Raw genomic sequence first — 21,865 nt, 5'->3', positions numbered from 1 at the left:
ATTGTAAAAAGCGCCCGATGTTCAGTTTCTTCAAGAAAAAACCACCCACCGATGCCCCGGCCGCCGAGCCGTTGCCGGCGCCCGAGCCGCCGCCAGCGCCCGCGCCGCCCCCCGCGCGTTCTGTGTTCTCTCCTTCGAGCTGGTTCGGCTCGAAACCTGCCGTGGAGGAGCCGGCCGCGCCTGTGGCCGAGCCGGAACCAGCCCCTGCACCTGTTCCTGCACCTGCACCTGCACCTGCACCTGCACCTGCACCTGCACCTGCACCTGCACCTGCACCTGCACCTGTACCTGTACCTGTACCGACACCAGTTCCAGTTCCAGTCCCGGCCCCAGTGCCTGCACCCGCACCCGCACCAGTCCCGGTCCCGGCTCCGGCTCCGGCGCCTGCACCCGTCGCAGAGGCCATCGTCACCGCCGAGCGCAAAGGCTGGCTCGACAAGCTCAAGACCGGCCTGCGCAAGACCGGCACCGGCATCCAGGCGGTGTTCGTCAACGCGCAGATCGACGAAGCGCTGTACGAAGAGCTCGAATCGGCCCTGCTGATGGCCGACGCCGGCGTCAAGGCCACCGAATTCCTGCTCGACGACCTGCGCGGCCGCGTCAAGCGGCAGATGGCCACCGACGCGACGCAAGTGAAGCGGCTGCTGGCAGACGCCATTGCCGACCTGCTGCGCCCGCTCGAGAAGCCGCTCGTCATCGGCCAGTTCACACCGACGGTGATCATGGTCGCGGGCGTGAACGGCGCGGGCAAGACCACCTCGATCGGCAAGCTCACCAAGCACCTCGCCAACGAAGGTGCCTCGGTGCTGCTGGCCGCGGCCGACACCTTTCGCGCCGCCGCGCGCGAGCAACTGCTGGTCTGGGCCGACCGCAACACGGTCGAGATCGTGAGCCAGGAAGGCGGCGACCCTTCGGCCGTGAGCTTCGACGCCGTTACCGCGGGCAAGGCGCGCGGCAAGGACGTGGTGCTGGTCGACACCGCCGGACGGCTGCCGACGCAGATCCACCTGATGGACGAACTCCGGAAGATCAAGCGCGTCGTCACCAAGGCCGACGCCAGCGCGCCGCACGAGGTGCTGCTGGTGATCGACGGCAACACCGGACAGAACGCGCTGGCGCAGGTCAGGGCCTTCGACGAAGCGCTGGGCCTCACGGGCCTGGTCGTGACCAAGCTCGACGGCACGGCCAAGGGCGGCGTGCTCTGCGCGATCGCACGCGAGCGGCCGATCCCGGTCTACTTCATCGGCGTGGGCGAGAAGCTCGAAGACCTCGAAACCTTCAACGCACGCGAATTCGCGCAGGCGCTGCTGGGCTGAGAATCGGCGGCAGCGCCGTCGATTTGCTATTGTTCCAGTAGCACTTGCAAGTGCAGGGGCACGGGAGCACCATGGCGGGATTCGCCGCAGACAGGCGACCCGGAGACCCCATGACGCACGCCGCCGAAGCCCCGATGGCCAGTTCCGATCGCAAGGTCGACAGGTTGCTGGCCCACTATGGCGAGAGCCACCGGCATCCCACCAACGAACTCATCCATTACGTGGCGATCCCCGCCATCATGCTGAGCCTGGTGGGATTGCTGTTCGCGCTGCACCCCTGGGTCGCGTACGGTTTCGTCGCGGCGAGCCTGGTTTACTACGCCACGCTGCGCTCACCGGTTTTCTTCGCGACCATGCTGGGCGGCACCGCCCTGCTGCTGGCGGCCGTTCATGCGATGGGAGACCTTGTTTTGCCGCTGTCCGCCGCTATTTTCGTAGTGGCATGGGTCTTCCAGTTCGTTGGGCACAAGATCGAGGGCAGGAAGCCTTCTTTCTTCGAAGACGTCCAGTACCTCTGGGTGGGTCCTCTCTTCGTACTTTCGCGACTTTTTCTGCGCCTCGGTATTCGCTGGTGATGCCTTCGGCGGAGGTGGCCACGGGCTTCCGGCCAGCCGCACGCGCATCGCGAGTGGCGTTTCGCATGATCGCGGTGCGGCGACTAGGCGTGACGGCGATCGAGAACCTCGATGCCGTCTTCAAGGCGTTGATGAAGTGAGCGCGACGGGACCCCGCAGCATGCGCAAGACCTACCCTTCACTAGTCCTGCAGGAACTCGACAACGTCCCCGGACAGGTGGACAAGGCGAAACGGGCGATGACGGCGGCCGCGGCGCGAATGCAACCACTCGAAAGCGAATTCACGCCACGTCGCCTGCGCGCACCAGCGGCCCGTAGACCGCAATCACTCGCTCGATCATGTCCACGTCACTGAACAACAGCGAATCACCTTCGTCCAAGTACTGGGTGCGTCCACGCTTCCACTGCGCCACTTTGGCCACATCAGCAATGGCCTTCCGCTCTTCGTCGCGGATCCACTCCGAACGACGCGCAGCCAATATCCCGCAAAGCAATTGAGCGGTTTCGTACCTGGCCAGGCGTTGAGTCGTGTTCATCAGCACTTGCGGCACAGATCACACAGCAGGCCGCCGCATGACAGTCGCACCGTCTCCGAGGTAATGCTAGCAATCGTCATGTTCACTCCCTTGATCTCGCGCCCATGGGGTATCGCGTTCATAGCACCCTCACCATGTCCTCTGGCGACAGCAGCGCGAGCAACAAATCGTACGCTCCTGTCACCACCAAGGCACAAAGCTGCTGACACCGAAGTTCCCCAGCATAGACATCTTGTCCGACAGGCGTACAACGAAAACCTGCATATCAAGAAAAGCAGATCACACCCCGCCTGCAGAGGCTGAGACAAACACTATCGGCAACTCGTCAGTCTGGCCGCCAAGGCGGCGGTCTGACTTAACCAATCGGCCTCTACAAAATCCCGGGCGATTCACAACAGTGCTAGCGAACCGGTATGGACAATGCGCGCCAGCGGCTGCTATGCAGCGATAGCAGTCTTCTAGATTCCCGCAGCCCCGTCGAACTCAAGCCCGGTCTGTGGGGCAGCGTTGACCTGAAGAAACCCTGGAAGCTTGTGAAAGCAAAGCTGCGGTGTTCGACGAGCTCTACCGCTCTACCCGCTCTCGGAAGACAAGGTCACCTGGGTTGCGTTTCGGCTTCTTCAGTTCCACTCGCCTCAGGATCAGGTGGATGGTGGACAGGTACACATAGAACATCCAACTCAACCAGAGGTTGGCTTCATAGTCGGTCTTCTGCTTGTCGTTGTGGTGCCGAATCATGAAATTATTGGCGATGTTGAACAGGTCCTTCTCATCGCTAGACGTGATCGCCTCAGACATTTTCGGGCGCAGTGCTTCCAGCACACCCGCCAGATCAGACACGGCATGCCGCCGAACATCGAGGGATGCGCCGTGGCGACGATATTCGTTCACCGCTGCCTTGACCCTAGCGGTGATGGTCTTGTCGTCGGTCGGGACAGTAGCATCAAGCAGTTGCTCAAAACCGCTGGGCGCTTGGCGGAGGATCAGGCCATCGGCAGACAACTCGAACCGATGTTCGTAGAGCGCAAGTAAATCGTTGACCCGTTTCCGAAATTCCTTCTGCCCTGCTTCCTTGTCGAAGGTCTCCCAATGCATGCCGCATTGGTCATAGCTATGCATGCTGCCAGTTAGGGGTTTGGAGACGTGGTCGAACAAGAACTCAATCATGTCGAACAGATCGTCTTCCGAATATCCAGGTGCCTTGTCGGCAATCGGCCACAGGTCGGGCTTCCGCAGCGTCATCAGGACGGTGAACTCTACGTCCACCAACTTGCCCTTCACGTCATGCATGTCCACGCACCAGAAACCGAATTGCTCGTGCGTGTAGCCCTCTTCTCGAAGCTGCTCATAGAGCCGCACGAAGAGACCATTGGTGGTCTTCAGATCGAATCCGTTTGTGCGCGGATTGATCCCGGTGCGGATCGAGTAAGGGACTTTGGCCATGCCCAATTATCGGCGTCCAAAACGTATCCACTGGGAGGCTGCCCGTAATGATCAGGACGTTTCCACTGCCGGAGAACAGATCAAGTACATGGAGCGTCGTCCGGCTACCGATGGAACGCACCACCAGAATGATGGCGGCTATTGCTCACAGATCGCTCACCACGATCCGTAGGTAGTCTATTTTTTGGGTTAAAGGGCCTCGACCATCATTGGACCGACGGAAGTCGCCTTGCATTTCCCCCACTGGACCGGCCCTTCACTTGACGGCCAACTGGTGCCGTTCCACAACCGGTCTCGAAACAGACTTCCCGGGCCGCTTCGTTGAATTTCCGCAACCAGTCTAGACCGGTCGTAGCAGGGAACACGCGAATGACTGGATGATGACCGACCTGCGACCTTGACACGGGCACCCCAATCCGTCAGCGTTCGACCTCGCTGACAGCCTGTCTCAGACTTTAATGCGCTGTCTCGGACATTATTGGCAAAGAACAGGCAGGCGGCATAGCGCAGCCCCGAGGCCCTCACTCCACCGTCACGCTCTTCGCCAGATTCCGCGGCTTGTCCACGTCCGTGCCGCGCGCGCACGCCGTGTGGTACGCCAGCAATTGCAGCGGCACCACGTGCAGCAGCGGCGAGAGCGCGCCGTAGTGCTCGGGCATGCGGATCACGTTCAGGCCCTCGGCGCCCTTGATCTTCGTGTCGCCGTCGGCCAGCACGTAGAGCACGCCGCCGCGCGCGCGCACTTCCTGCAGGTTGCTCTTGAGCTTCTCGAGCAGGGTGTCGTTCGGGGCCACCGCCACGACCGGCATCTCGCTCGTGACGAGCGCGAGCGGGCCATGCTTGAGCTCGCCGGCGGCGTAGGCCTCGGCGTGGATGTAGGTCACTTCCTTGAGCTTGAGCGCGCCTTCAAGCGCGATCGGATAGTGCAGGCCGCGGCCCAGGAAGAGTGCGTTGTCCTTGCGCGCGAAATCCTCGGCCCAGCCAATGATCTGCGGCTCGAGCGCGAGCACCGACTGCAGCGCCACGGGCAGGTGGCGCATTTCCTTCAGGTAGCGCGCCTCGTCGGCCTCGCTGAGCCGGCCCTTGCTCTGCGCAATGGCCAGCGTCAGCAGGAACAGGCCGGCCAGTTGCGTGGTGAAGGCCTTGGTCGAGGCCACGCCGATCTCGACGCCTGCGCGCGTGATGTAGGCGAGCTTGCATTCGCGCACCATGGCGCTGGTGGCCACGTTGCAGATGGTGAGCGTCTGCTCCATGCCGAGCGAGCGCGCATGCTTGAGCGCGGCGAGCGTGTCGGCGGTCTCGCCCGACTGGCTGATGGTGACCACCAGCGTCTTCGGGTCGGGCACCGATTCGCGGTAGCGGTATTCGCTCGCGATCTCGACCTGGGTCGAGATCTTCGCGATGCCCTCGAGCCAGTACTTGGCGGTGCAGCCGCTGTAGTAGCTGGTGCCGCAGGCGAGGATGAGGATCCTGTCGATGTCCTTGAAGACGCGGTGCGCGCTCGCGCCCGTGGCGCCGTCCTGGCCGATGCCGTCGAACAGCTCGGGCACGATGCCGGCCACCCCTTCGAGGGTGTCGCCGATCGCGCGCGGCTGCTCGAAAATCTCTTTCTGCATGTAGTGGCGGTACGGGCCCAGCTCGGCCGCGCCGCTGTGCGCCAGCACCGTGCGCACGGTGCGCTGCACGGGCTTGTGGTGGCGGTCGACGATCCAGTACTTGCCGGGCTGCAGGTCGACGACGTCGCCCTCTTCGAGGTAGACGATCTGGTCGGTCACGCCGGCCAGGGCCATGGCATCGCTGGCAAGAAAGTTCTCGCTGCCGTCCTTGCCCGCGCCCAGGATCAGCGGCGAGCCGGCGCGCGCGCCCACCACGCGCTGCGGCTCGTCGCGGCAGATCACGGCAATGGCGTAGGCGCCGTGCAATTGCAGCACCGCGGCCTTCACGGCGTCGAACAGATCGCCGTCGTAGAGGCTGTCGACGAGGTGGGCGATGACCTCGGTGTCGGTCTGGCTCTCGAAGACGTAGCCTTTGGCTTCGAGCGCTGCGCGCAGCGGCTCGTGGTTCTCGATGATGCCGTTGTGCACGAGCGCGACGCGGCCCGGCCGCGCGCCCTGCGCATCGGCGCCCGGGCCGTGGCTGAAGTGCGGATGGGCGTTGTGCACGGCCGGCGCGCCGTGCGTGGCCCAGCGCGTGTGGGCGATGCCGGTCAGGCCTTCGACGTGGTCCTCGCGCACCTGCGTCTCGAGCTCGGCCACGCGCGAGGTGGTGCGCGATCGGGCCAGGCCGCCCGCATGCACCGCCACGCCGCAGGAGTCATAGCCGCGGTATTCGAGCCGCTGCAGGCCCTGGACGAGGACCGGAACGATGTTGCGATGGGATGCCGCGCCGACGATGCCGCACATGGTGTTGCCTTTGACAAGTATGAGAGCTGAACCGAAACAGCCGTCGATGGTAGGCAGCATCACAAGAAATATGCATTCAAAAACGAATGCATACCTGGTTATTTATCCCACGTCACCGGTGATCTGAAGTTTTATTTCATAATCTACTGATATATGGAACTGGACACCATCGATCTCCGCCTGCTTGAAGCACTCCAGCGCGACGCCTCGCGCACCAACCAACAACTGGCTGCCGACGTGGGCGTCTCGCCGCCCACCTGCCTGCGCCGCGTGCAGCGACTGCGACAGGAAGGTCTGATCGAGCGGCAGGTGGCCTTACTCTCGCCCGACCGCCTTGCGGCCGCGCAGGGCCACGGGCTGCAGGCGGTGGTCGAGATCTCGCTCGACCGCCAGGACGCCGCCGCGCTCGACGCCTTCGAGGCCCGCGTGATCGAAGACGACGCGGTCCAGCAGTGCTGGCGCGTCTCGCCCGGGCCGGATTTCGTGCTGGTGGTCGCCACGCGCGACATGCCCGGCTACGGCGCCCTCGCGCAGCGGCTCTTCACGGCCGATGCCAACGTGCGCAACGTCAAGGCCTTCTTCAGCCTGAAGCGCGCGAAGTTCGAGCCCCGGCTGCCTATTTCTTCTTTTGCGGCCGCTGCCAGTCCGGGAAGCTGACGGGCTTGCTGCGCGCCACCGTGAGCGCGCCGGGCGCGGTCGACTTGTTGACCGTCGAGCCGCCGCCGATGGTGCCGCCCGCGCCGATGGTGACGGGCGCCACCAGCACGCAATTGCTGCCCACGTGCACGTCGTCCTCGATGATGGTGCGGTGCTTGTTGGCGCCGTCGTAGTTGGCCGTGATGCTGCCCGCGCCGTAGTTGACGCGCCGGCCCACGGTGGCGTCGCCCAGGTAGGCCAGATGATTGGCCTTGGCGCCTTCGGCCAGGGTCGAGTTCTTGACCTCCACGAAGTTGCCGATGTGCACCTCGGCGCCGAGCTGGGCACCGGGCCGCAGCCGCGCGAAGGGGCCGACGAGGGCGTTCTCGCCGACCGACACGCCCGCCTTCTCGCCGTCGATGTGGGTGAACGGATGGATCACCGCACCCGCCTCGATGCGTGCATTGGCGATCACGCAGTTGGCACCGATGCGCACGCCCTCGCCGAGGAACACCGCGCCTTCGAACACGCAGTTGACGTCGATCTCGACGTCGGTAGCGCAGGCCAGCGTGCCGCGCAGGTCGAAACGCGCCGGATCGGCGAGCCGCACCCCCTGCGCCATCAGCGCATCGGCCTGCCGCAGCTGCCAGGCGCGCTCGAGCGCGGCGAGCTGCGCGGGGCTGTTGATGCCGGCGACCTGCAGCGCATCGGTGGTGACGTGCGCCACCACGGGCACGCCATCGGCGGCGGCGAACTTGACGATGTCGGTGAGGTAGTACTCGCCCTGTGCATTGCGGTTATCCAGCCGCGCGAGCCAGCCCTTGAGCAGCGCCGCGGGCACGGCCATCATGCCGCTGTAGACCTCGCGGATCGCGCGCTCGGCCTCGCTGGCGTCCTTCTGCTCGACGATGGCGCGGACCTCGCCCCCGCCCTCGTCGCGCACGATGCGGCCGTAGCCCGTGGGGTCGGCGAATTCGATCGTGAGCAGCGCGAGCCGCCCGCCCGCGCTGGCGGCGATCAGCGCGCGCAGCGTGTCTTCGGCGATCAGCGGTACGTCGCCCGAGAGCACCAGCACGGTGCCGTCGTCGGGCAGCAGCGGCATGGCCTGCTGCACCGCATGGCCGGTGCCGAGCTGCGGTTCCTGGCGCGCGAACTGGAGGGTGCCGCCGGCGGCGGGGGCGGCCATGGCGGCCTCCACCTCGGCCGCACCATGGCCGGTGATCACCACCACATGGCGCGCGCCAAGGCGCGCCGCGGTGTCGGTCACGTGCGCCAGCAGTGCGCGCCCGGCCAAACGATGCAACACTTTGGGCAGCCTGCTCTTCATGCGCGTGCCCTTGCCGGCTGCCATGACGACCACGTCGACCGGCCCCTGGTTCTCTTGCGAAATCTGATTCATGCGTCTTTCTACTCGAATGTCGTGTTGCCCCAAGCTGGCGCGAATTATCGGCGTGCTGCTGGTGGCCGCCGCGCTCGGAGCCTGCAGCACGGTACGCCTGGCCTACAACAACCTGCCCGAACTGAGCTACTGGTGGCTCGACGGCTACCTCGATTTCGACGGCGCGCAGACACCGAAGGTGCGCGACGAACTCGCGCGCCTGCTCGAGTGGCACCGCCGCAACGAGCTGCCGCGCGTGGCCGCCCTGCTGCAGGATGCGCAGGCGCTGGCGCCGGGCGAGGTGAGCGCCGACCAGGCCTGCCGCATGGCAGAGCAGATCCGCGAGCGCCTGCTCGCGGTGGCCGTGCAGGCGGAACCCGCGATCGCCGACATCGCGCTGGGCCTGGGTGACGCGCAACTGCAGCAGCTCGAACGCAAGTACGCGAAGATCAACGCCGAATACCGTAAGGAATGGCTGGACCGCAGCAAGGCCGAGGTGCACGAGCGGCGCTACGACCGCTTCCTCGAGCGCCTGGAAGACTTCTACGGCCGGCTCGAACCCGCGCAGCGCGACCTGCTTCGGCGCCAGATCGCCCAGTCGGTGTTTGACCCGAGGCTTGCCGATGCGGAACGCCGCGTGCGGCAGCGGGAGATGCTGGCGCTGCTGCGCGGCTTCCAGGCCGAGCGGCCGCCTGCCGCCGAGGCACGTGCCGCGGTCCATGCGCATGTGTTGCGCATCGCCGATCCGCCGCCCGGCCCCTGGCGCGAGCACCAGCAGGCGCTGCTCGAGGAGGGCTGCCGCAATCTGGCGGCGCTGCACGCCACGGCCAGCGCGGGCCAGCGCGACAAGGCGGTGCAGCGGCTGCAAGGCTATCGGCAGGACATCAGCCTGCTCATGGCGCGTTGACGTGCGGTGATGCGCGGCACAGCGGCGGCGCGGGCCTCGGCCAGGCGTTCCTATCTTCGGCAGTTGGTCGGCATCATGCGCCGCCGGCACGCAGACGCTGCAGTTCGGCTTCGGCCAGATCCAGCCGCACCGCACCCTGACTCACCAGCGCACGCGCCACATGTTCGATCTCGTCGCCCACAGCGCCCGCCATCATGGCGATGTTCTGTGAATGCAGGGCCATATGGCCCTTCTGGATCCCCGCCGTCGCCAGCGCCTTCAAGGCCGAGAAGTTCTGCGCCAGACCGACAGCCGCGATGATCCGCGCCAGCTCCTGCGCCGAAGTGACGCCCAGGATCTTCAGCCCCAGCCTGGCGGTGGGATGCAGCTTGGTGGCGCCGCCGACCAGACCCACGGCCATCGGCACCTCGATGGAGCCAGCCAGGTCCCTCTCGGCCGTGACTTCCCAGCGTGTCAGGCTGCCATAGCGACCCTGGCGAGCCGCATAGGCATGGGCACCGGCCTCCACCGCGCGGGTGTCGTTCCCCGTCGCCAGCACGACGGCGCTGATGCCGTTCATGACACCCTTGTTATGGGTCGCCGCCCGGTAAGGATCGGCGTCGGCGAAGTGGTAGGCCGAGATCATGGCGTCACGCACAGCTTCGCCGCCGATGTCGGCCAGTCGCCAGGTACAACGCGCCCGCGCCAGGCGCCGATCGGCAAGGTTGGAGAGGATGCGCAGGTTGGTCTTGCCGCCGGTCCAGCCGGCGATGCGTGGCGCCAGCTTCTCGGCCATGGTGTTCACGGCATTCGCGCCCATGGCATCGCGCGTATCGACCACCAGGTGGGTGATGACCATGGGTCCACCCTGGGTCTGGATCACGCGTACCTCCAGATCACGGAAGCCGCCGCCCAGCCCCACCAGCACCGGATCGCAACTGTCGCAAAGGGCCTGGATCTCGTCCCTTTGCTCGAGGATCCTGATGCGCGCGTGCTCGGGGTCGCCGACGCCGGTCAGCTGGATCTGGGCAATCATCTGCGTGCCGGACATGGACGTGACGAACCCTCCACTGTCATAGGACTGGCGCGCGGCATTGCAGACCGCCGCCACCACCGAAGACTCTTCGGTCGCCATGGGAATGAGGCGATCGACGCCGTCGATCTTCATGTTGGTGGCGATGCCCACCGGGATGTTCATGGTCCCGATCACGTTCTCGATCAGGTGGTCCGCCAGGTCGGCCGACAGGTTGCCGGTGTCGAGCAGGTGGGCCTGTTCTGCGGCGTCGAGCGCAGCGAACGCTGCCACGGCCTCGATACGTTGCGGCATCGGCAGCTTGTGGAAACCGCCGATGCGGCTGCTTGGAGCTTGTGTGTTCATGGTCTTCAGGGGGTGGTGAACGCTCAGCGCGCTGTCATGAGCTTGGGAAGGAACGTGACGAGATCGGGGAAGGCGGCACAGATCAGCAGGCCGACGAACTGCAGCGCGAAGAACGGAAGGATGCCGCGGTAGACCGCACCCATGCCGATGTTTCGAGGCAGCGTGCCCTTGATATAGAAGAGCGTGTAGCCGAATGGCGGGCTGATGTAGCCCATTTGGATGGTGATGGCGTAGAGCACGCCGAACCAGAGTTCGTCGAAGCCGAGCAGGCGCACGATCGGCAGGAACACCGGCACCGTGAGCAGGATGATCCCGAGTTCGTCGAGCACGGTCCCCAAAAACACCAGCAGCAGCATCATCGCGCCAAGGATCAGCCAGCGGTTGACCTCCAGCCCCTTGATGATTTCGAGCAGCGTGTCCGCCCCGCCCAGGCCTGTGAAGATGGCCACATAGGCCTTGGCACCGAGCGTGATCCACAGGATCATCGACGTGGCCTTGAGCGCATCGAATCCTGCCTCGCGCAGCATGCCCAGGCGGCGCTTGAGAGCGGCTGGAATCAACGCGCCGGCCACGCCCACCGCGGCCGATTCGGTGGGCGTGGCGACACCGAAGAAGATCGATCCGAGGATGATCACGATCAGCATCGTCGGGAACACCAGCGCCTTCAAGGCCAACAGCTTCTCGGGCCACGTTGCGACATGGGCGCCTTTGTCGAGCGGTACCCACTCCGGCTTGAGCCAGCTCACGATCAGGATGTAGGCGATGTACAGGCTGGCCAGGATCAGGCCGGGAACGAGTCCGGCAATCAGCATCTGGCCGATGGATATCTGCGCCGTGACGGCGTAGACGATGGTCAGCACCGAAGGCGGAATCAGGATCCCGAGCGTTCCCGATGCGCAGATGGTTCCAAGTGCCAGTTCGGGCTTGTATCCCCGGCGCAGCATCTCGGGCAGCGCGAGGATGCCCATGGCCGTGACGGCCGCGCCGACCACGCCGGTCATCGCGGCCATGACTACGCAGATGATCACGGTCCCGATGGCGAGCCCTCCGCGCAGGCGGCCGAACCAGAGTTCCATCGCCTTGTAGAGGTCTTCGATCACGCCGGCGCGCTGCAGGATGCAGGCCATCAGGATGAACAACGGAATGGCCAACAGCGCTTCCGACTTCATGGTGTCGAAGATCTGCAGGACCAGAACGATCACCGCATTCGGCTCCCACAGCGTGACCGTGAAAAGCAGCGACAGGCCGCCAAGCACGAAGGCGATGGGCAGTCCGCTGAGCATGAACAGCGTGAGACTGCCGAACATCATCAGCAAAATGAGATTGGCACTCACAGCGCGACCCCCTCACGCGCTGCGGCCGCGTCCAGCGGGTGGCCGAACCAGGCATACACCCACTCCGCGAGCGCCTGCAACAACATGAAGGCCAACGCCAGGGGCACGGCCGCCTTGACCGGCCAGATCGGCGGATTCCATGCCGAGAAACTGGTTTCCCGGTAGGTCCAGGCGCTCCACGCAGAGGGCACGCTGAAGTACAGCAGGATGGCGCAGAAAATCACGATCACGGGGTAGTTCACCAGGTCCAGGCGGCGCACCCAGGCGGCGCTCAGCCGCTGGCGCACGAGATCCAGAGCGACATGGCCCTTGAGGTGCAACAGGTAGGGCCCCCCGAACAGGAAATAGGGGCCGAACAGCAGCACGGCCAATTCCATGCCCCAGACGGTAGGCGCGTCGAAGACATAGCGCGCCACCACTTCATAGAGCATGACGGGAACCACCACGGCCATCAGCCACACCGTGGCCTGAAACAGCCAGCGGTTGAAGGTGGTGATGGCCGAGGCGGGAACGGACAGCCAGACGGGCATGCCGAACTCCTCGAAAAGGGAATGAAGACCGGCACCCGGGTGTGCCGATCGGTGAGGCGTCAGGTCAGGCCAGCAGGCCCAGTTCCTTCATGAAGGCGATCTGGCTGTCCAGAATCTTCGTCGCCAGCGGATCGCCCTTGGTAGCCGAGCGCCAGGCCTCCATCGCCTTGGGCCGGGCCGCGGCGATGTCGGCCGCGCTGAAGCGGATGATCTCGCATCCCTTGGCTGCGTACTTGCTCAGCACCGTTGCATCGCTCACCAGGATGTGCTGACGCAGCGCGGCGGACACCTCGCGCGCGGCAACTGCCAGCGCCGCCTTGAACTCGGCAGGAAGTTTCTCGTGGGCCGCCCGGTTGGCGACGTAAGCGGTCGCGGTGGTCGGTTGATGAAACCCGGGCACCACCACGTACTTCGCCACTTCGGCCAGTCCGGCCTCGAAGTTGGCCGTCAGATCGCCCCGGTCCGCCATGTCGATGACGCCCTTGTCGAGCGCCGAATACACCTCGCCCGTGGGCAGCGGCGTGACGGACACGCCCATGGCGCCCATCACCGCCGACGCCAGCCCGACGAAACGACCTTTCTTGCCGGCCAGATCGGAGATCTTTCGGATCGGCACCTTGGAGTGCAACGGCTCCTGCCCGTAGACAGTGGGCGCGATGTAATGCAGGCCGGCCGGTGCGTACGCCTGTCGCGCCATCGCCAGGCCGCCACGCTCGTAGAACCAGGCCTCGTACTCGTCGCTTTCCGCGAAGCCGAACGGAATGGTACTGGTGAAGGCGAAGGCCGGAATCTTGCCGGCTTCGTAGCCATCGAAGGTCTTCATAAGCTCGAAGGCCCCGCCGCGCACGGCATCGAAGGCCTGCGCCGCCGGAACGATCTGACCCGCGGCGAACAGGTTGATCTTGAAGCGGCCACCCGTCAGCTCGGCAACGCGGGCCACGAAACGCTCCTCGAATTTCTGCGGTGTCGTTCCGCCGTCCCACAACGCCTGCATGCGCCACGTCACGCTGGCGCCTTGGGCCTGCGCCAACAGAGGGGTGGCCACAACGGTCGCGGCGAGAGCGGATTTGATGATCTGGCGGCGAGCCATCGGCGGTTGGGTCATGTCACTGTCTCCGTAGGATGATGGATCCCCGATCGGATGCCGGGGCTTCGCGTCGCAGCGTCCACGGTGGGGCAAGCCCCGTCCTCGCTGCGATCGCGGCCAGTCTATGAGACAACGCAGCCCGGAAGGGATACAGTTTGGGCACAGTTCGATGAACTGTATCCACCCACCAATGGGAACAGTCCACTCCCTTCACGAAGTCTCCATGGTCACCCCACCATCCGGCACGAAGGTCGAGGCGCTCACGCAGAAGCTGCTGCGCGCGATCGAACACGACGACCTGCCCGCCGGCGCCCGCCTGCGCTCGGTGCGAGACACCGCCCGCGTGGAAGGCCTCGGCATCAACACGGTTGTCGAGGCCTACAACCGGCTCGTCGCCCGCGGCCATGCCGAGTCGCGACCCGGGTCCGGCTACTACGTCCGCAAGATCACGCGCACCCGCGCCTCGGCCCCGGCGCCGCACGTGGCGGCGGCCGTGGACGTGGTGTCGCTGCTGCGGGAGCAGCTGGAACAGCACTACGAGGTGCGCGTCGGCGATGGCCGCCCGCCCGCGTCGTGGATGGAGGGCTCCGAGCTCGGCAGCCACCTGCGTCGCGCGCGTGCGCATGGCCTGTCGGACATCGAGCACGGCTATGGCACGCCGTGGGGCTACCTGCCCCTGCGCGAGACGGTGGTCCGCCTGCTCGGCGAACGCAGCATCCAGGTGCATGCGCGACAGGTTCTGCTCACGCAGGGCGCAAACCATGCACTCGACCTGATCGTGCGCCATCTGCTGGAACCGGGCGACAAGGTGCTGGTGGACTCGCCCGGCTACTACCCGCTCTTCGGCAAACTGAAACTCGCCAAAGTGGAGATGCTGGGTATTCCTCGCATGTCCGACGGGCCGGATCTCGATCTCCTGCAGAAGTACCTGCATCTGCACCGGCCCAAGGTCTTCTTCACCCAATCGCTCGCGCACAACCCCACGGGCGGCTCGATCAGTCTGCCGAAGGCCCACAAGCTGCTGCAGCTTGCGGCGGAATTCGACTGCCTCGTCGTGGAGGACGACCCGTTTGCCGATCTGCTACCCGCGTCCGCCCCTCGCCTGGCCGCGCTGGATCAGCTCGAACGCGTGATCTACGTGAGCAGCTTCTCCAAGACCTTGTCGGCAGGTCTTCGGGTCGGCTACATCGCAGGCGCCGTCGAACGCATCGCCGCGATCTGCGACCTCAAGATGGTGACCGTGGTGTCCACTTCGGACTTCGTGGAAAGGGTGGTGCACCAATTGATTTCGGCCGGGCAGTACCGGCGGCACCTGAATCGACTCAAGACCCGCCTGGCCGAAGTGCACCGGCCCGCCATCGGAGCGCTGGCGCGCGCAGGCGTTCGCGTGCATGCGGCCGATTCGAACGGCTACTACCTCTGGGGCGAATTGCCTGCGTCCGTCGACGAACTCAAGCTCACGCGCGAAGCCGCTGCCAAGGGCATATTCCTCGCGCCGGGGTCCGTGTTTTTTCCCGATCGAAACAATCATCCGCCGGCATTGCGAATCAATGTGGCCTATGCGAGCGACGCGCGCTTCCTGCGCTTTTTGCGGTCGGCGCTCGGGCAATGAAGGCGCCGGCGGCGTTCGCTCCTCCGGGCAGCTTCTGCGACAGCACCTAGCGCCCGAGCGCGACGAGCTTGAACACGGCGCGCGCCGTACAGACCACCTCGCCCGCACTGTCACGCACATCGCCTTCGCAGAAGACGGTGCGCGCGCCGCCGCGCAGCACGCGCGCTTCGATCAGCAGGTCGGTCGTGGCGGCAGCAAGAAAATGGGTGCTCATCTCGACGGTGATCACGCCCTGCCCAAGCGGATCGTGCGAGCGGGCGGCCGCGCTCAGCGTGAAGTCGAGCGCGCTCATCATGGCGCCGCCATGCCCATGACCCCGGCTGTTGACCAGCTCGGGACGCATCGGCAGCCGCGTGCGTGCGCAGCCGGGCTCGAGCCCCACGGCCTCCAGGCCGATGTGCCGCATGAACGGCACGTCGATGCCGAAATAGCCTGTCTCGGCGACGCTCATCCGAGCTCCGCGATGGCCTGGCCCTCCGCGATCCGGTCGCCGACGGCAACGAGCAGCCGGCGCACGACGCCGGCTGCCTCGGCCTCCACCGGGATCTCCATCTTCATCGACTCGACGACGATGAGGACCGCACCGGCTTCGACGGCGGCACCTTCGCTGGTTTCGATGGCGGCAACAAGGCCGGCAATGGGGCTTTCGACTGTGGTCATGGCAGGTTCACTGAGGGAGAAGATGGGATGGCGGCCACGCGCTGGGCGATGCCGGTGTCGATGCGGCCGGCCCGAAAGTCAGGGTCGACCAGCACGCGCTGGATGAACGGGATGTTGGTCTTCACGCCTTCGATGCGGGTCCGTGCCAGTGCCGCCTGCAGGCGCGAGATGGCCTCGGTCCTGTCGTGGCCGTGCGCGACGAGCTTGGCCACCATCGGGTCGTAGAACGGCGTGACGCAGCTGCCCTCGGCATAGCCGGTCTCCACCCGCACGCCCTCACCCGAGGGCAGCGCGACGCGCGTCAGCCGCCCCGGCGAGGGCAGGAAGCGCACCGGGTCCTCGGCATAGATGCGCGCTTCGATCGCATGGCCGCTGGCCTGCGGCGGTGCAGGCAGCACGCGCTGCATGGGCTCGCCGGCCGCGAGCCGGATCTGCGCCTCGACGATGTCGATGCCGGTGATTTCCTCCGTCACCGCATGCTCGACCTGCAGGCGGGTGTTCATCTCGAGAAACATGAACCCGTCCCGCGGCGTGTAGAGCGTTTCGACCGTGCCGATCACGTCGTAGCCGATGCGCGACAGCAGCGCCGACAGCAGTCGCCGCATGTCGGCCAGCTGCGCCTCGGGAATGCCTGCGGGGCGCGCCTCTTCCACCACCTTCTGGTGGCGGCGCTGCACGGAGCAGTCGCGCTCGAACAGGATGCGCACCTCGCCGTGGCGGTCGGCCAGCACCTGGAATTCGATGTGGCGTGGTGCCTCCACCAGTTTTTCGAGGTACAGCTCGGCCGATGCGAAGAACTTGGCAGCGATGCCGCTGGCCTTGGCCCAGGCGGCCGCCAGTTCCTGCGCATCACGCGCGGGGAGCATGCCGATGCCGCCGCCACCGCCGGCCGGCTTGACCAGCACCGGGTAGCCGAGGCGCACCGCCGCGGCCAGGGCCTCGTCGCTGCTCGCGAGCACACGCGAGCTGGCGGCCTGGGGCATGCCCTGCGCGGCCATGAAATCGCGCGCCTGCGTCTTGTGCCCGAGCACGCGCAGCCAGTGCGGCGACGGCCCGACGAAGCACAGGCCCCGCGCCTGCACGGCCTCGGCGAAATCGGCGTTCTCCGACAGGAATCCGTAGCCCGGATGCACCGCGTCGGCACCGCTCCGGTGCGCCACTTCGAGCAGGCGCGCCTGGTTCAGGTAGCTCTCCCGGGCGGGCGCAGGGCCGATCGCGAAAGCCGCGTCGGCAAGGCGCACGTAGGGCAGCTCGGCGTCGACCTCGGAGTAGACGGCCACCGCCTCGATGTTCATGCGCTGCAGCGTGCGGATCACGCGTGCGGCCACCGCGCCGCGGTTGGCGACCAGCACACGGCGGGGAAGGCGTGGTGCGTTCATGCGGCCTCCCCCGCCGCCACGGCCGCCACGGCATCGACGATGACCGGGGTTGCCGCCCCGCGCGCCACCAGCACCGGGTTGGCGTCCACCGACTGCACGTGGCCGGCCTGGGTCAGCATCCAGTCACCCAGGCGCACCATCATGTCGGCCAACGGCGCCAGCGCCACGGCCTGCATGCCGCGAACGGCGGCGAAGGCCGGCGCCAGCCTCAGCCGCTGGATGGCGGCGAGCGCCTGGTCGCGGCTGAACGGCGCGACGAGGAACTGCACGTCCTTGCGCACCTCGACCAGCACACCGCCGTGGCCGATCATCACGACCACGCCGAACGACGGATCGACATGCGCACCCAACGCCATTTCGAAATCGGCCTGGTGCTGGGCGCCCAGCAGCAGGCCGCCGTCCTGCGCGCCGAGGTCGCGCAAGGTGGCGGCAAAGTCGCGCCATGCCTGCACGGCCTGGGCCGGTTCGCGGATGTTCAGCCGCACCAGCCCGTGCTCCGACTTGTGGGCCACGTCGGCCGAGATGCCCTTGGCGACGAGCGGTGCCGGCAGGGTGTCGAAGGCGGCACGCACCGCTTCTTCGGTCGTGGCGACCGCATGGCGCATCACGGGCAGCCCTGCGGCTTGCAGCAGCGCCAGCGTGGACGGCTCGTCGAGCATGACCGCAGGCCGCTCGGCAATCGGGAGCGCGACGCCCACCGGGGAGGCCGACCCGGCCTGCGCGGCGAGCAGCGCGAGGCCGCGCAGGGCGGCACGCTCGCTCCAGAAGGTCGGCACGCCTCGCGCCTGGAAAGCCGCCGCCACCCAGTCCTGGTTCACGCTGACGGCCACGGGCACGCCGCTGTCCTGCGCGAAGCGGCTGGCCTGCGCGGCGAAATCCGCGAAGTCGTAGCCCTCGCCGCCGATCGGGAACCCGACGTGCACCAGGTCGACGGCACCGCTGCCGGCAAGCGCAGCCAGCGTGTTGCCGAAGGTCTCGGGCTTGCCCAGCAGGGCCGTGGTCATGTCGATGGGATTGCGCGCGTTCACGTACGGTGGCAAGGCCTGCTTCAATCTCGCGAGGGTGGCAGCGTCGAATGGCGCCATGCACAGGCCGAACTCCTCGGCCGCATCGGCCGACAGCACGCAGGTCGCACCCGAGTTGCTGATGCTCACCACGCGCTTGCCGCGTGCAGCAGGCTGCGACAGGAACAGCGGTGCGTAGTCGATCGCTTCACGGAAGTCGGCGAGCCGCCGAATGCCGTGCTGGCGCAGGAAAGCGTCGGCCAGCGCGTCTTCGCCCGCCAGGGCACCGGTGTGCGAACTGGCCGTCGCCTGGCCGGCGCTGGTGCGCCCCGCCTTCACCACGAGGATCGTCACACCGCGCTCGCGCCCCCTTCGCGCCGCTTCAGCGAGGCGGTCGGCGCGGCTCAGGGTCTCGACGTAGAGCACGACGAGTCGGATCTGCGGGTCGTCCATCAGCGCCAGCACGGCTTCTGCGGCGCAGACGTCTGCTTCGTTGCCGGTGGAGACCATGTAGCGCACGCCGACGCCTGCGCGGCGCAGCCCGCCATAGAGGATCGCGGCCCCCGCGCCGCTCTGGCTCACGATCGCCACCGGACCGTCAGCGGGCGGGCTCTCGTTGATCATGGTCGAGAAATTGAGGATGGCCCCCGTGGCGAAGTTCGCCACGCCCTGGCAATTGGGGCCGAACAGGCGCAGGCCGCCGCGCCGCGCACGGGCGACCAGGTCAGCCTGCTGCGCGCGCCCGGCTTCGCCCATCTCGGCAAAACCCGACGAGTAGATGACCGCCGCCCTGGCACCCGCGGCGGAGCAGTCGTCGATGGCGGCCGCCACGTCCTCGCCGGCAACGCTGATGACCACCACGTCCGGTGCCTGCGGCAGCGCCTTCAACGACGCGTAGGCGGGCAGGCCCTGCACCTCGCTGCGGTTCGGGTTGATCGGGAAGACGCGGCCCGCATAGCCATGGCGGCGCATGTAGTGGATCGGCCGGCCACCCGGCTTAATGGGGTTGTCGGAGGCGCCGAGGATGGCCACGGCGCCGGGGCTCAAGGTTTGCAGCAAAGACACGCGAACCTCGTTTCAGTCCAGCGAGATGGCTTCGCGCTGGATCACCTGCTTCCAGTCGGCCACTTCCTTGGCGATCCGTTCGCCGAAAGGCCCGGGCGGCAGCATCGCCATGTCGCCCTGGCTGGTGAGCACGTTGCGTGCGCGCTCGTCCTTGAGCATGCCCTGCGTCGCCTCGTACAGGCGCTCGACGATGGCCGGCGGCGTTCCGGCCGGCGCGAACAGGCCGGCCCAGAAGGTGACGTTGAAGTCGGCATAGCCCGCTTCGGCCATCGTGGGCACGTCGGGCAGCTGCTTCATGCGCTTGGGCGCGGTGACGGCCAGCGGCACCAGCTTTCCAGCGGCGATCTGCGGCAGCGCGCTCCAGGTGTCGAACTGAAGGGCCAGCTCGCCGCTGAGCACCGCCAGCTGCGCCTGCGAGGCGCTCTTGTAGGGCACGTGCGTCGTCTTGACGTCGGCCCGGTTGCTCCACGACGCGAAGGCCAGATGCGCGATGTTGCCCGGGCCCGCCGAGCCATAGCTGATCTTGTCGGGATTGCGCCGGGCGTATGCGATCACGTCCTTGGGTTCGCGGATCTGGTTCTTGCTTGCCCAGGCGGGGTTGGCCGCCAGGATGAAAGGCGCGTCGAGCAACATGGCGACGGGCGCGAAGTCCTTCGGCTGGTAGGTGATCTTCTTGTAGATCTGCGGATTGATCGTGATGCTGCTCGAGTTGGTGACCAACAGTGTGTAGCCGTCGGGCGCAGCCCGCGCGGCCTCGCCCACGCCGATGGCGCCGTTGGCGCCGGGCTTGTTCTCCACCACCACCGGCTGGCCCAGTTGCCTGCCGAGCTGGTCCGCCACGCTGCGGGCGATGGTGTCGGTGAACGAACCGGCCGGAAAGCCGACCAGGATGCGGATCGGCTTGCTCGGCCAGTTGTCCGCCTGCGCCTGCGCCGGCGCAATGGCCAGGCACGAGGCGGCCAGGCCCAGCGCGGCGAGGATGCGGCGCGTGGACGGACGGCGATGCGTTTCGGTCATGTTCTTGTCTCCTTCTTGGTTGTTGATTCAGGGGCGCAGGCCGAAGCGGGGAGCTCCCGGCTCGCGCAGCGGCGCGGCCAGATGGACGAATTCGCCCAGCAGCCGGCGCGTGTCGCGCGGGTCGATCACCTCGTCGATGCCGAAGGCTTCGGCGGTCCGGAACGGCGAACTGAGGCTGCGCACGCGCTGCTCGATCTCGGCGCGCTTTTGCACCGGGTCGTCCGCGCCTTCGATCTCGGCCTTGTAGGCCACCTCGAGCCCGCCCTCGATCGGCAACGAACCCCAGTTGGCCGACGGCCAGGCGTAGCGGAAGTTGAAGCGCCCCATGTGCTGGTGGCCCGCCGCGGCCACGCCGTAGGCCCGCCGGACGATCAGGCTGCACCACGGCACCGTGGCCTGGTACACCGCCGCCAGCGCGCGCACGCCGTAGCGCATGATCCCGGCCTTCTCGGCCTCCACGCCGATCTGGAAGCCGGCGATGTCCACCAGGTTCACCACCGGCAGATGGAAGGTCTGCGCCAGGTCGACGAAGCGCGTGAACTTCTCGGCCGAGAGGCCATCCCAGCCGCCGCCATAGAAATACGGGTCGCTCGCGACCACGGCCACGGGCCAGCCGTCGATGCGCGCCAGTCCGGTGACGATGGCGCGGCCCCACTGGCGGCCGGTCTCCAGGAACGAACCGCTGTCCACCAGGCATTCGACGATCGGCCGGACCTTGTAGACCTTGCGGCCGTCGCGCGGAATGGCGGACAGCAGCCATTCGTCGCGGCGCGCGGGGTCGTCGCGCACCTCGCCGCGCGCGGGCAGTTCATGCACGGAAGACGGCAGGTACGAGAGAAAGCCGCGCACGCGTTCGAAGGCCTCTTCCTCGGTCGCCACCTCGTCGTCGACCACGCCGTTGCGCGTGTGGATGTGGCTGCCGCCGAGTTCGTTCTTGGTCACCGTCTGACCGATGCGCGCCACCACGGGCGGGCCCGCGTTGAACACCTGAGCGGTGTCCTTGACCATGACCGAGTAGTGGCTCGAGGCGACCCGTGCCGCCCCCATGCCCGCCACCGAGCCCAGCGCGAGCGACACGACGGGCACGGTGGAGAGGTTCTCCACCACCTGGCTCCAGACCTTCATGGTCGGCACGCTGGTGTAGCCCTTGGTCTCGATGTTGCGCACCGAACCGCCGCCGCCCGTGCCGTCGACCAGCCGGACCATCGGCAGTCGCAGGTCGTGCGCCATCTTCTCCGCGAAGATGAGCTTGTCGCCCACGGCGCCGTCGTTGGCGCCCCCGCGGACCGTGAAATCGTCCCCCACCACGACCACGGTTCGCCCGCCGATGCGCGCGCGGCCCATGACGAGGTTGGACGGCGTGAAATCCACCAGGCGGCCCAGGCTGTCGTACTGGCCCGAGCCCGTCAACGAGCCCACTTCCACGAACGACTCCGGGTCGGTGCAGCCGGCGATGCGTTCGCGCACCGTCAGCTTGCCTGCAGCTTTGTGCCGCGCCACCTTGTCCTCGCCACCGAGCTTCGCGGCCAGCGCGCGGCGGTAGGCGATCTCGTCCACTTCGGGTTGCCAAGTCATGTGTGTATGTCTCCTGGCCATTGCTGCGCAGGGACCGTGCCAACCGTGTAAG

Annotated in this window: 20 protein-coding genes; 6 read left to right on the top strand and 14 right to left on the bottom strand. The window is 66.8% G+C overall.

Going from position 1 to position 21,865, the window contains the following annotated elements; all coding sequences use genetic code 11:
• The first annotated feature begins 17 nt into the window (after positions 1-17).
• The 3 genes from ftsY to AC3A6J_RS25930 all read left to right on the top strand — a co-directional run bounded on the left by ftsY (position 18) and on the right by AC3A6J_RS25930 (position 2,031).
• Positions 18-1,316: a signal recognition particle-docking protein FtsY gene (gene ftsY / locus AC3A6J_RS25940; protein ID WP_487862883.1), complete on the top strand. Its 1,299-nt coding sequence runs from the start codon at positions 18-20 to the stop codon at positions 1,314-1,316.
• Between the two features lie 110 nt (positions 1,317-1,426).
• Positions 1,427-1,891, top strand: coding sequence for an Mpo1 family 2-hydroxy fatty acid dioxygenase (locus tag AC3A6J_RS25935; RefSeq protein ID WP_487862882.1), 465 nt, complete (start codon positions 1,427-1,429; stop codon positions 1,889-1,891).
• A complete protein-coding gene (locus AC3A6J_RS25930) occupies positions 1,888-2,031 on the top strand; it encodes a hypothetical protein (protein WP_487862881.1) in 144 nt (47 codons plus the stop codon). The genes AC3A6J_RS25935 and AC3A6J_RS25930 overlap by 4 nt, the downstream gene beginning before the upstream one ends.
• A gap of 141 nt (positions 2,032-2,172) precedes the next feature.
• Here AC3A6J_RS25930 and AC3A6J_RS25925 read toward each other — a convergent pair whose 3' ends face one another.
• From AC3A6J_RS25925 to glmS, 3 genes are all read right to left on the bottom strand, one after another.
• Positions 2,173-2,427 (bottom strand): hypothetical protein, encoded by a 255-nt coding sequence (locus tag AC3A6J_RS25925; RefSeq protein WP_487862880.1) that lies wholly within the window; start codon positions 2,425-2,427, stop codon positions 2,173-2,175.
• A 564-nt stretch (positions 2,428-2,991) separates the two neighbouring features.
• Positions 2,992-3,870, bottom strand: a complete 879-nt coding sequence (locus AC3A6J_RS25920; protein ID WP_487862879.1) for a hypothetical protein — start codon at positions 3,868-3,870, stop codon at positions 2,992-2,994.
• 521 nt (positions 3,871-4,391) lie between these two features.
• Positions 4,392-6,272, bottom strand: coding sequence for a glutamine--fructose-6-phosphate transaminase (isomerizing) (glmS, locus tag AC3A6J_RS25915; protein WP_487862878.1), 1,881 nt, complete (start codon positions 6,270-6,272; stop codon positions 4,392-4,394).
• A 153-nt stretch (positions 6,273-6,425) separates the two neighbouring features.
• On the opposite strand from glmS, the gene AC3A6J_RS25910 reads away from it, so the two are divergent.
• Positions 6,426-6,929: an Lrp/AsnC family transcriptional regulator gene (locus AC3A6J_RS25910; protein ID WP_487862877.1), complete on the top strand. Its 504-nt coding sequence runs from the start codon at positions 6,426-6,428 to the stop codon at positions 6,927-6,929.
• On the opposite strand, the gene glmU is transcribed toward AC3A6J_RS25910, so the two are convergent.
• Positions 6,889-8,307 (bottom strand): bifunctional UDP-N-acetylglucosamine diphosphorylase/glucosamine-1-phosphate N-acetyltransferase GlmU, encoded by a 1,419-nt coding sequence (gene glmU / locus AC3A6J_RS25905; RefSeq protein WP_487862876.1) that lies wholly within the window; start codon positions 8,305-8,307, stop codon positions 6,889-6,891. The two genes, AC3A6J_RS25910 and glmU, sit on opposite strands and share 41 nt — an antisense overlap.
• Between glmU and AC3A6J_RS25900 the strand changes: the two genes are divergently transcribed.
• Positions 8,306-9,193 (top strand): DUF6279 family lipoprotein, encoded by an 888-nt coding sequence (locus AC3A6J_RS25900; RefSeq protein WP_487862875.1) that lies wholly within the window; start codon positions 8,306-8,308, stop codon positions 9,191-9,193. The genes glmU and AC3A6J_RS25900 overlap by 2 nt on opposite strands.
• Before the next feature lie 73 nt (positions 9,194-9,266).
• Here the strand turns inward: AC3A6J_RS25900 and AC3A6J_RS25895 are convergent, their stop codons facing one another.
• From AC3A6J_RS25895 to dctP, 4 genes are all read right to left on the bottom strand, one after another.
• Entirely contained in the window at positions 9,267-10,577 is a 1,311-nt protein-coding gene (locus AC3A6J_RS25895; RefSeq protein ID WP_487862907.1) for a hydroxymethylglutaryl-CoA reductase, degradative, read from the bottom strand.
• Positions 10,574-11,884, bottom strand: coding sequence for a TRAP transporter large permease (locus tag AC3A6J_RS25890; protein WP_487862874.1), 1,311 nt, complete (start codon positions 11,882-11,884; stop codon positions 10,574-10,576). The genes AC3A6J_RS25895 and AC3A6J_RS25890 overlap by 4 nt, the downstream gene beginning before the upstream one ends.
• Positions 11,881-12,414, bottom strand: a complete 534-nt coding sequence (locus AC3A6J_RS25885; RefSeq protein ID WP_487862873.1) for a TRAP transporter small permease subunit — start codon at positions 12,412-12,414, stop codon at positions 11,881-11,883. Before AC3A6J_RS25885 ends, AC3A6J_RS25890 begins: the two co-directional genes overlap by 4 nt.
• Positions 12,415-12,478: 64 nt before the next feature.
• Entirely contained in the window at positions 12,479-13,519 is a 1,041-nt protein-coding gene (gene dctP / locus AC3A6J_RS25880) for a TRAP transporter substrate-binding protein DctP (protein ID WP_487862872.1), read from the bottom strand.
• A 205-nt stretch (positions 13,520-13,724) separates the two neighbouring features.
• On the opposite strand from dctP, the gene AC3A6J_RS25875 reads away from it, so the two are divergent.
• A complete protein-coding gene (locus AC3A6J_RS25875) occupies positions 13,725-15,113 on the top strand; it encodes an aminotransferase-like domain-containing protein (protein WP_487862871.1) in 1,389 nt (462 codons plus the stop codon).
• Positions 15,114-15,159: 46 nt separating this feature from the next.
• Here the strand turns inward: AC3A6J_RS25875 and AC3A6J_RS25870 are convergent, their stop codons facing one another.
• The 6 genes from AC3A6J_RS25870 to AC3A6J_RS25845 are packed head-to-tail and all read right to left on the bottom strand — an operon-like array spanning position 15,160 to position 21,813.
• The gene (locus AC3A6J_RS25870; RefSeq protein WP_487862870.1) at positions 15,160-15,564 is read right to left on the bottom strand and encodes a PaaI family thioesterase; all 405 of its coding nucleotides are present in this window, start codon (positions 15,562-15,564) and stop codon (positions 15,160-15,162) included.
• Entirely contained in the window at positions 15,561-15,773 is a 213-nt protein-coding gene (locus tag AC3A6J_RS25865) for an acyl-CoA carboxylase biotin carboxyl carrier protein subunit (protein ID WP_487862869.1), read from the bottom strand. The genes AC3A6J_RS25870 and AC3A6J_RS25865 overlap by 4 nt, the downstream gene beginning before the upstream one ends.
• Entirely contained in the window at positions 15,770-17,152 is a 1,383-nt protein-coding gene (locus AC3A6J_RS25860; protein ID WP_487862868.1) for an acetyl-CoA carboxylase biotin carboxylase subunit, read from the bottom strand. The genes AC3A6J_RS25865 and AC3A6J_RS25860 overlap by 4 nt, the downstream gene beginning before the upstream one ends.
• On the bottom strand, positions 17,149-19,221 hold the full coding sequence (locus tag AC3A6J_RS25855) for an acetate--CoA ligase family protein (protein ID WP_487862867.1): 2,073 nt from the start codon (positions 19,219-19,221) through the stop codon (positions 17,149-17,151). The genes AC3A6J_RS25860 and AC3A6J_RS25855 overlap by 4 nt, the downstream gene beginning before the upstream one ends.
• Positions 19,222-19,233: 12 nt before the next feature.
• Complete coding sequence (locus AC3A6J_RS25850; protein WP_487862866.1) at positions 19,234-20,238, bottom strand: Bug family tripartite tricarboxylate transporter substrate binding protein; 1,005 nt, start codon at positions 20,236-20,238, stop codon at positions 19,234-19,236.
• 27 nt (positions 20,239-20,265) lie between these two features.
• Entirely contained in the window at positions 20,266-21,813 is a 1,548-nt protein-coding gene (locus AC3A6J_RS25845) for an acyl-CoA carboxylase subunit beta (protein ID WP_487862865.1), read from the bottom strand.
• Positions 21,814-21,865 lie beyond the last annotated feature (52 nt).

It is taken from the genome of Variovorax sp. Soil_C_39 (assembly GCF_057656815.1).
This window is presented reverse-complemented; position numbering and strand designations above follow the sequence as displayed.

What these genes read in the sequence shown, in the direction of transcription:
- ftsY (WP_487862883.1), top strand. Translation starts at nt 18, where the DNA reads ATGTTCAGTTTCTTCAAGAAAAAACCACCCACCGATGCCCCGGCCGCC.
- AC3A6J_RS25935 (WP_487862882.1), top strand. Translation starts at nt 1,427, where the DNA reads ATGACGCACGCCGCCGAAGCCCCGATGGCCAGTTCCGATCGCAAGGTC.
- AC3A6J_RS25925 (WP_487862880.1), bottom strand. Translation starts at nt 2,427, where the DNA reads ATGAACACGACTCAACGCCTGGCCAGGTACGAAACCGCTCAATTGCTT.
- AC3A6J_RS25920 (WP_487862879.1), bottom strand. Translation starts at nt 3,870, where the DNA reads ATGGCCAAAGTCCCTTACTCGATCCGCACCGGGATCAATCCGCGCACA.
- glmS (WP_487862878.1), bottom strand. Translation starts at nt 6,272, where the DNA reads ATGTGCGGCATCGTCGGCGCGGCATCCCATCGCAACATCGTTCCGGTC.
- AC3A6J_RS25910 (WP_487862877.1), top strand. Translation starts at nt 6,426, where the DNA reads ATGGAACTGGACACCATCGATCTCCGCCTGCTTGAAGCACTCCAGCGC.
- AC3A6J_RS25900 (WP_487862875.1), top strand. Translation starts at nt 8,306, where the DNA reads ATGCGTCTTTCTACTCGAATGTCGTGTTGCCCCAAGCTGGCGCGAATT.
- glmU (WP_487862876.1), bottom strand. Translation starts at nt 8,307, where the DNA reads ATGAATCAGATTTCGCAAGAGAACCAGGGGCCGGTCGACGTGGTCGTC.
- AC3A6J_RS25885 (WP_487862873.1), bottom strand. Translation starts at nt 12,414, where the DNA reads ATGCCCGTCTGGCTGTCCGTTCCCGCCTCGGCCATCACCACCTTCAAC.
- dctP (WP_487862872.1), bottom strand. Translation starts at nt 13,519, where the DNA reads ATGACCCAACCGCCGATGGCTCGCCGCCAGATCATCAAATCCGCTCTC.
- AC3A6J_RS25875 (WP_487862871.1), top strand. Translation starts at nt 13,725, where the DNA reads ATGGTCACCCCACCATCCGGCACGAAGGTCGAGGCGCTCACGCAGAAG.
- AC3A6J_RS25870 (WP_487862870.1), bottom strand. Translation starts at nt 15,564, where the DNA reads ATGAGCGTCGCCGAGACAGGCTATTTCGGCATCGACGTGCCGTTCATG.
- AC3A6J_RS25865 (WP_487862869.1), bottom strand. Translation starts at nt 15,773, where the DNA reads ATGACCACAGTCGAAAGCCCCATTGCCGGCCTTGTTGCCGCCATCGAA.
- AC3A6J_RS25860 (WP_487862868.1), bottom strand. Translation starts at nt 17,152, where the DNA reads ATGAACGCACCACGCCTTCCCCGCCGTGTGCTGGTCGCCAACCGCGGC.
- AC3A6J_RS25850 (WP_487862866.1), bottom strand. Translation starts at nt 20,238, where the DNA reads ATGACCGAAACGCATCGCCGTCCGTCCACGCGCCGCATCCTCGCCGCG.
- AC3A6J_RS25845 (WP_487862865.1), bottom strand. Translation starts at nt 21,813, where the DNA reads ATGACTTGGCAACCCGAAGTGGACGAGATCGCCTACCGCCGCGCGCTG.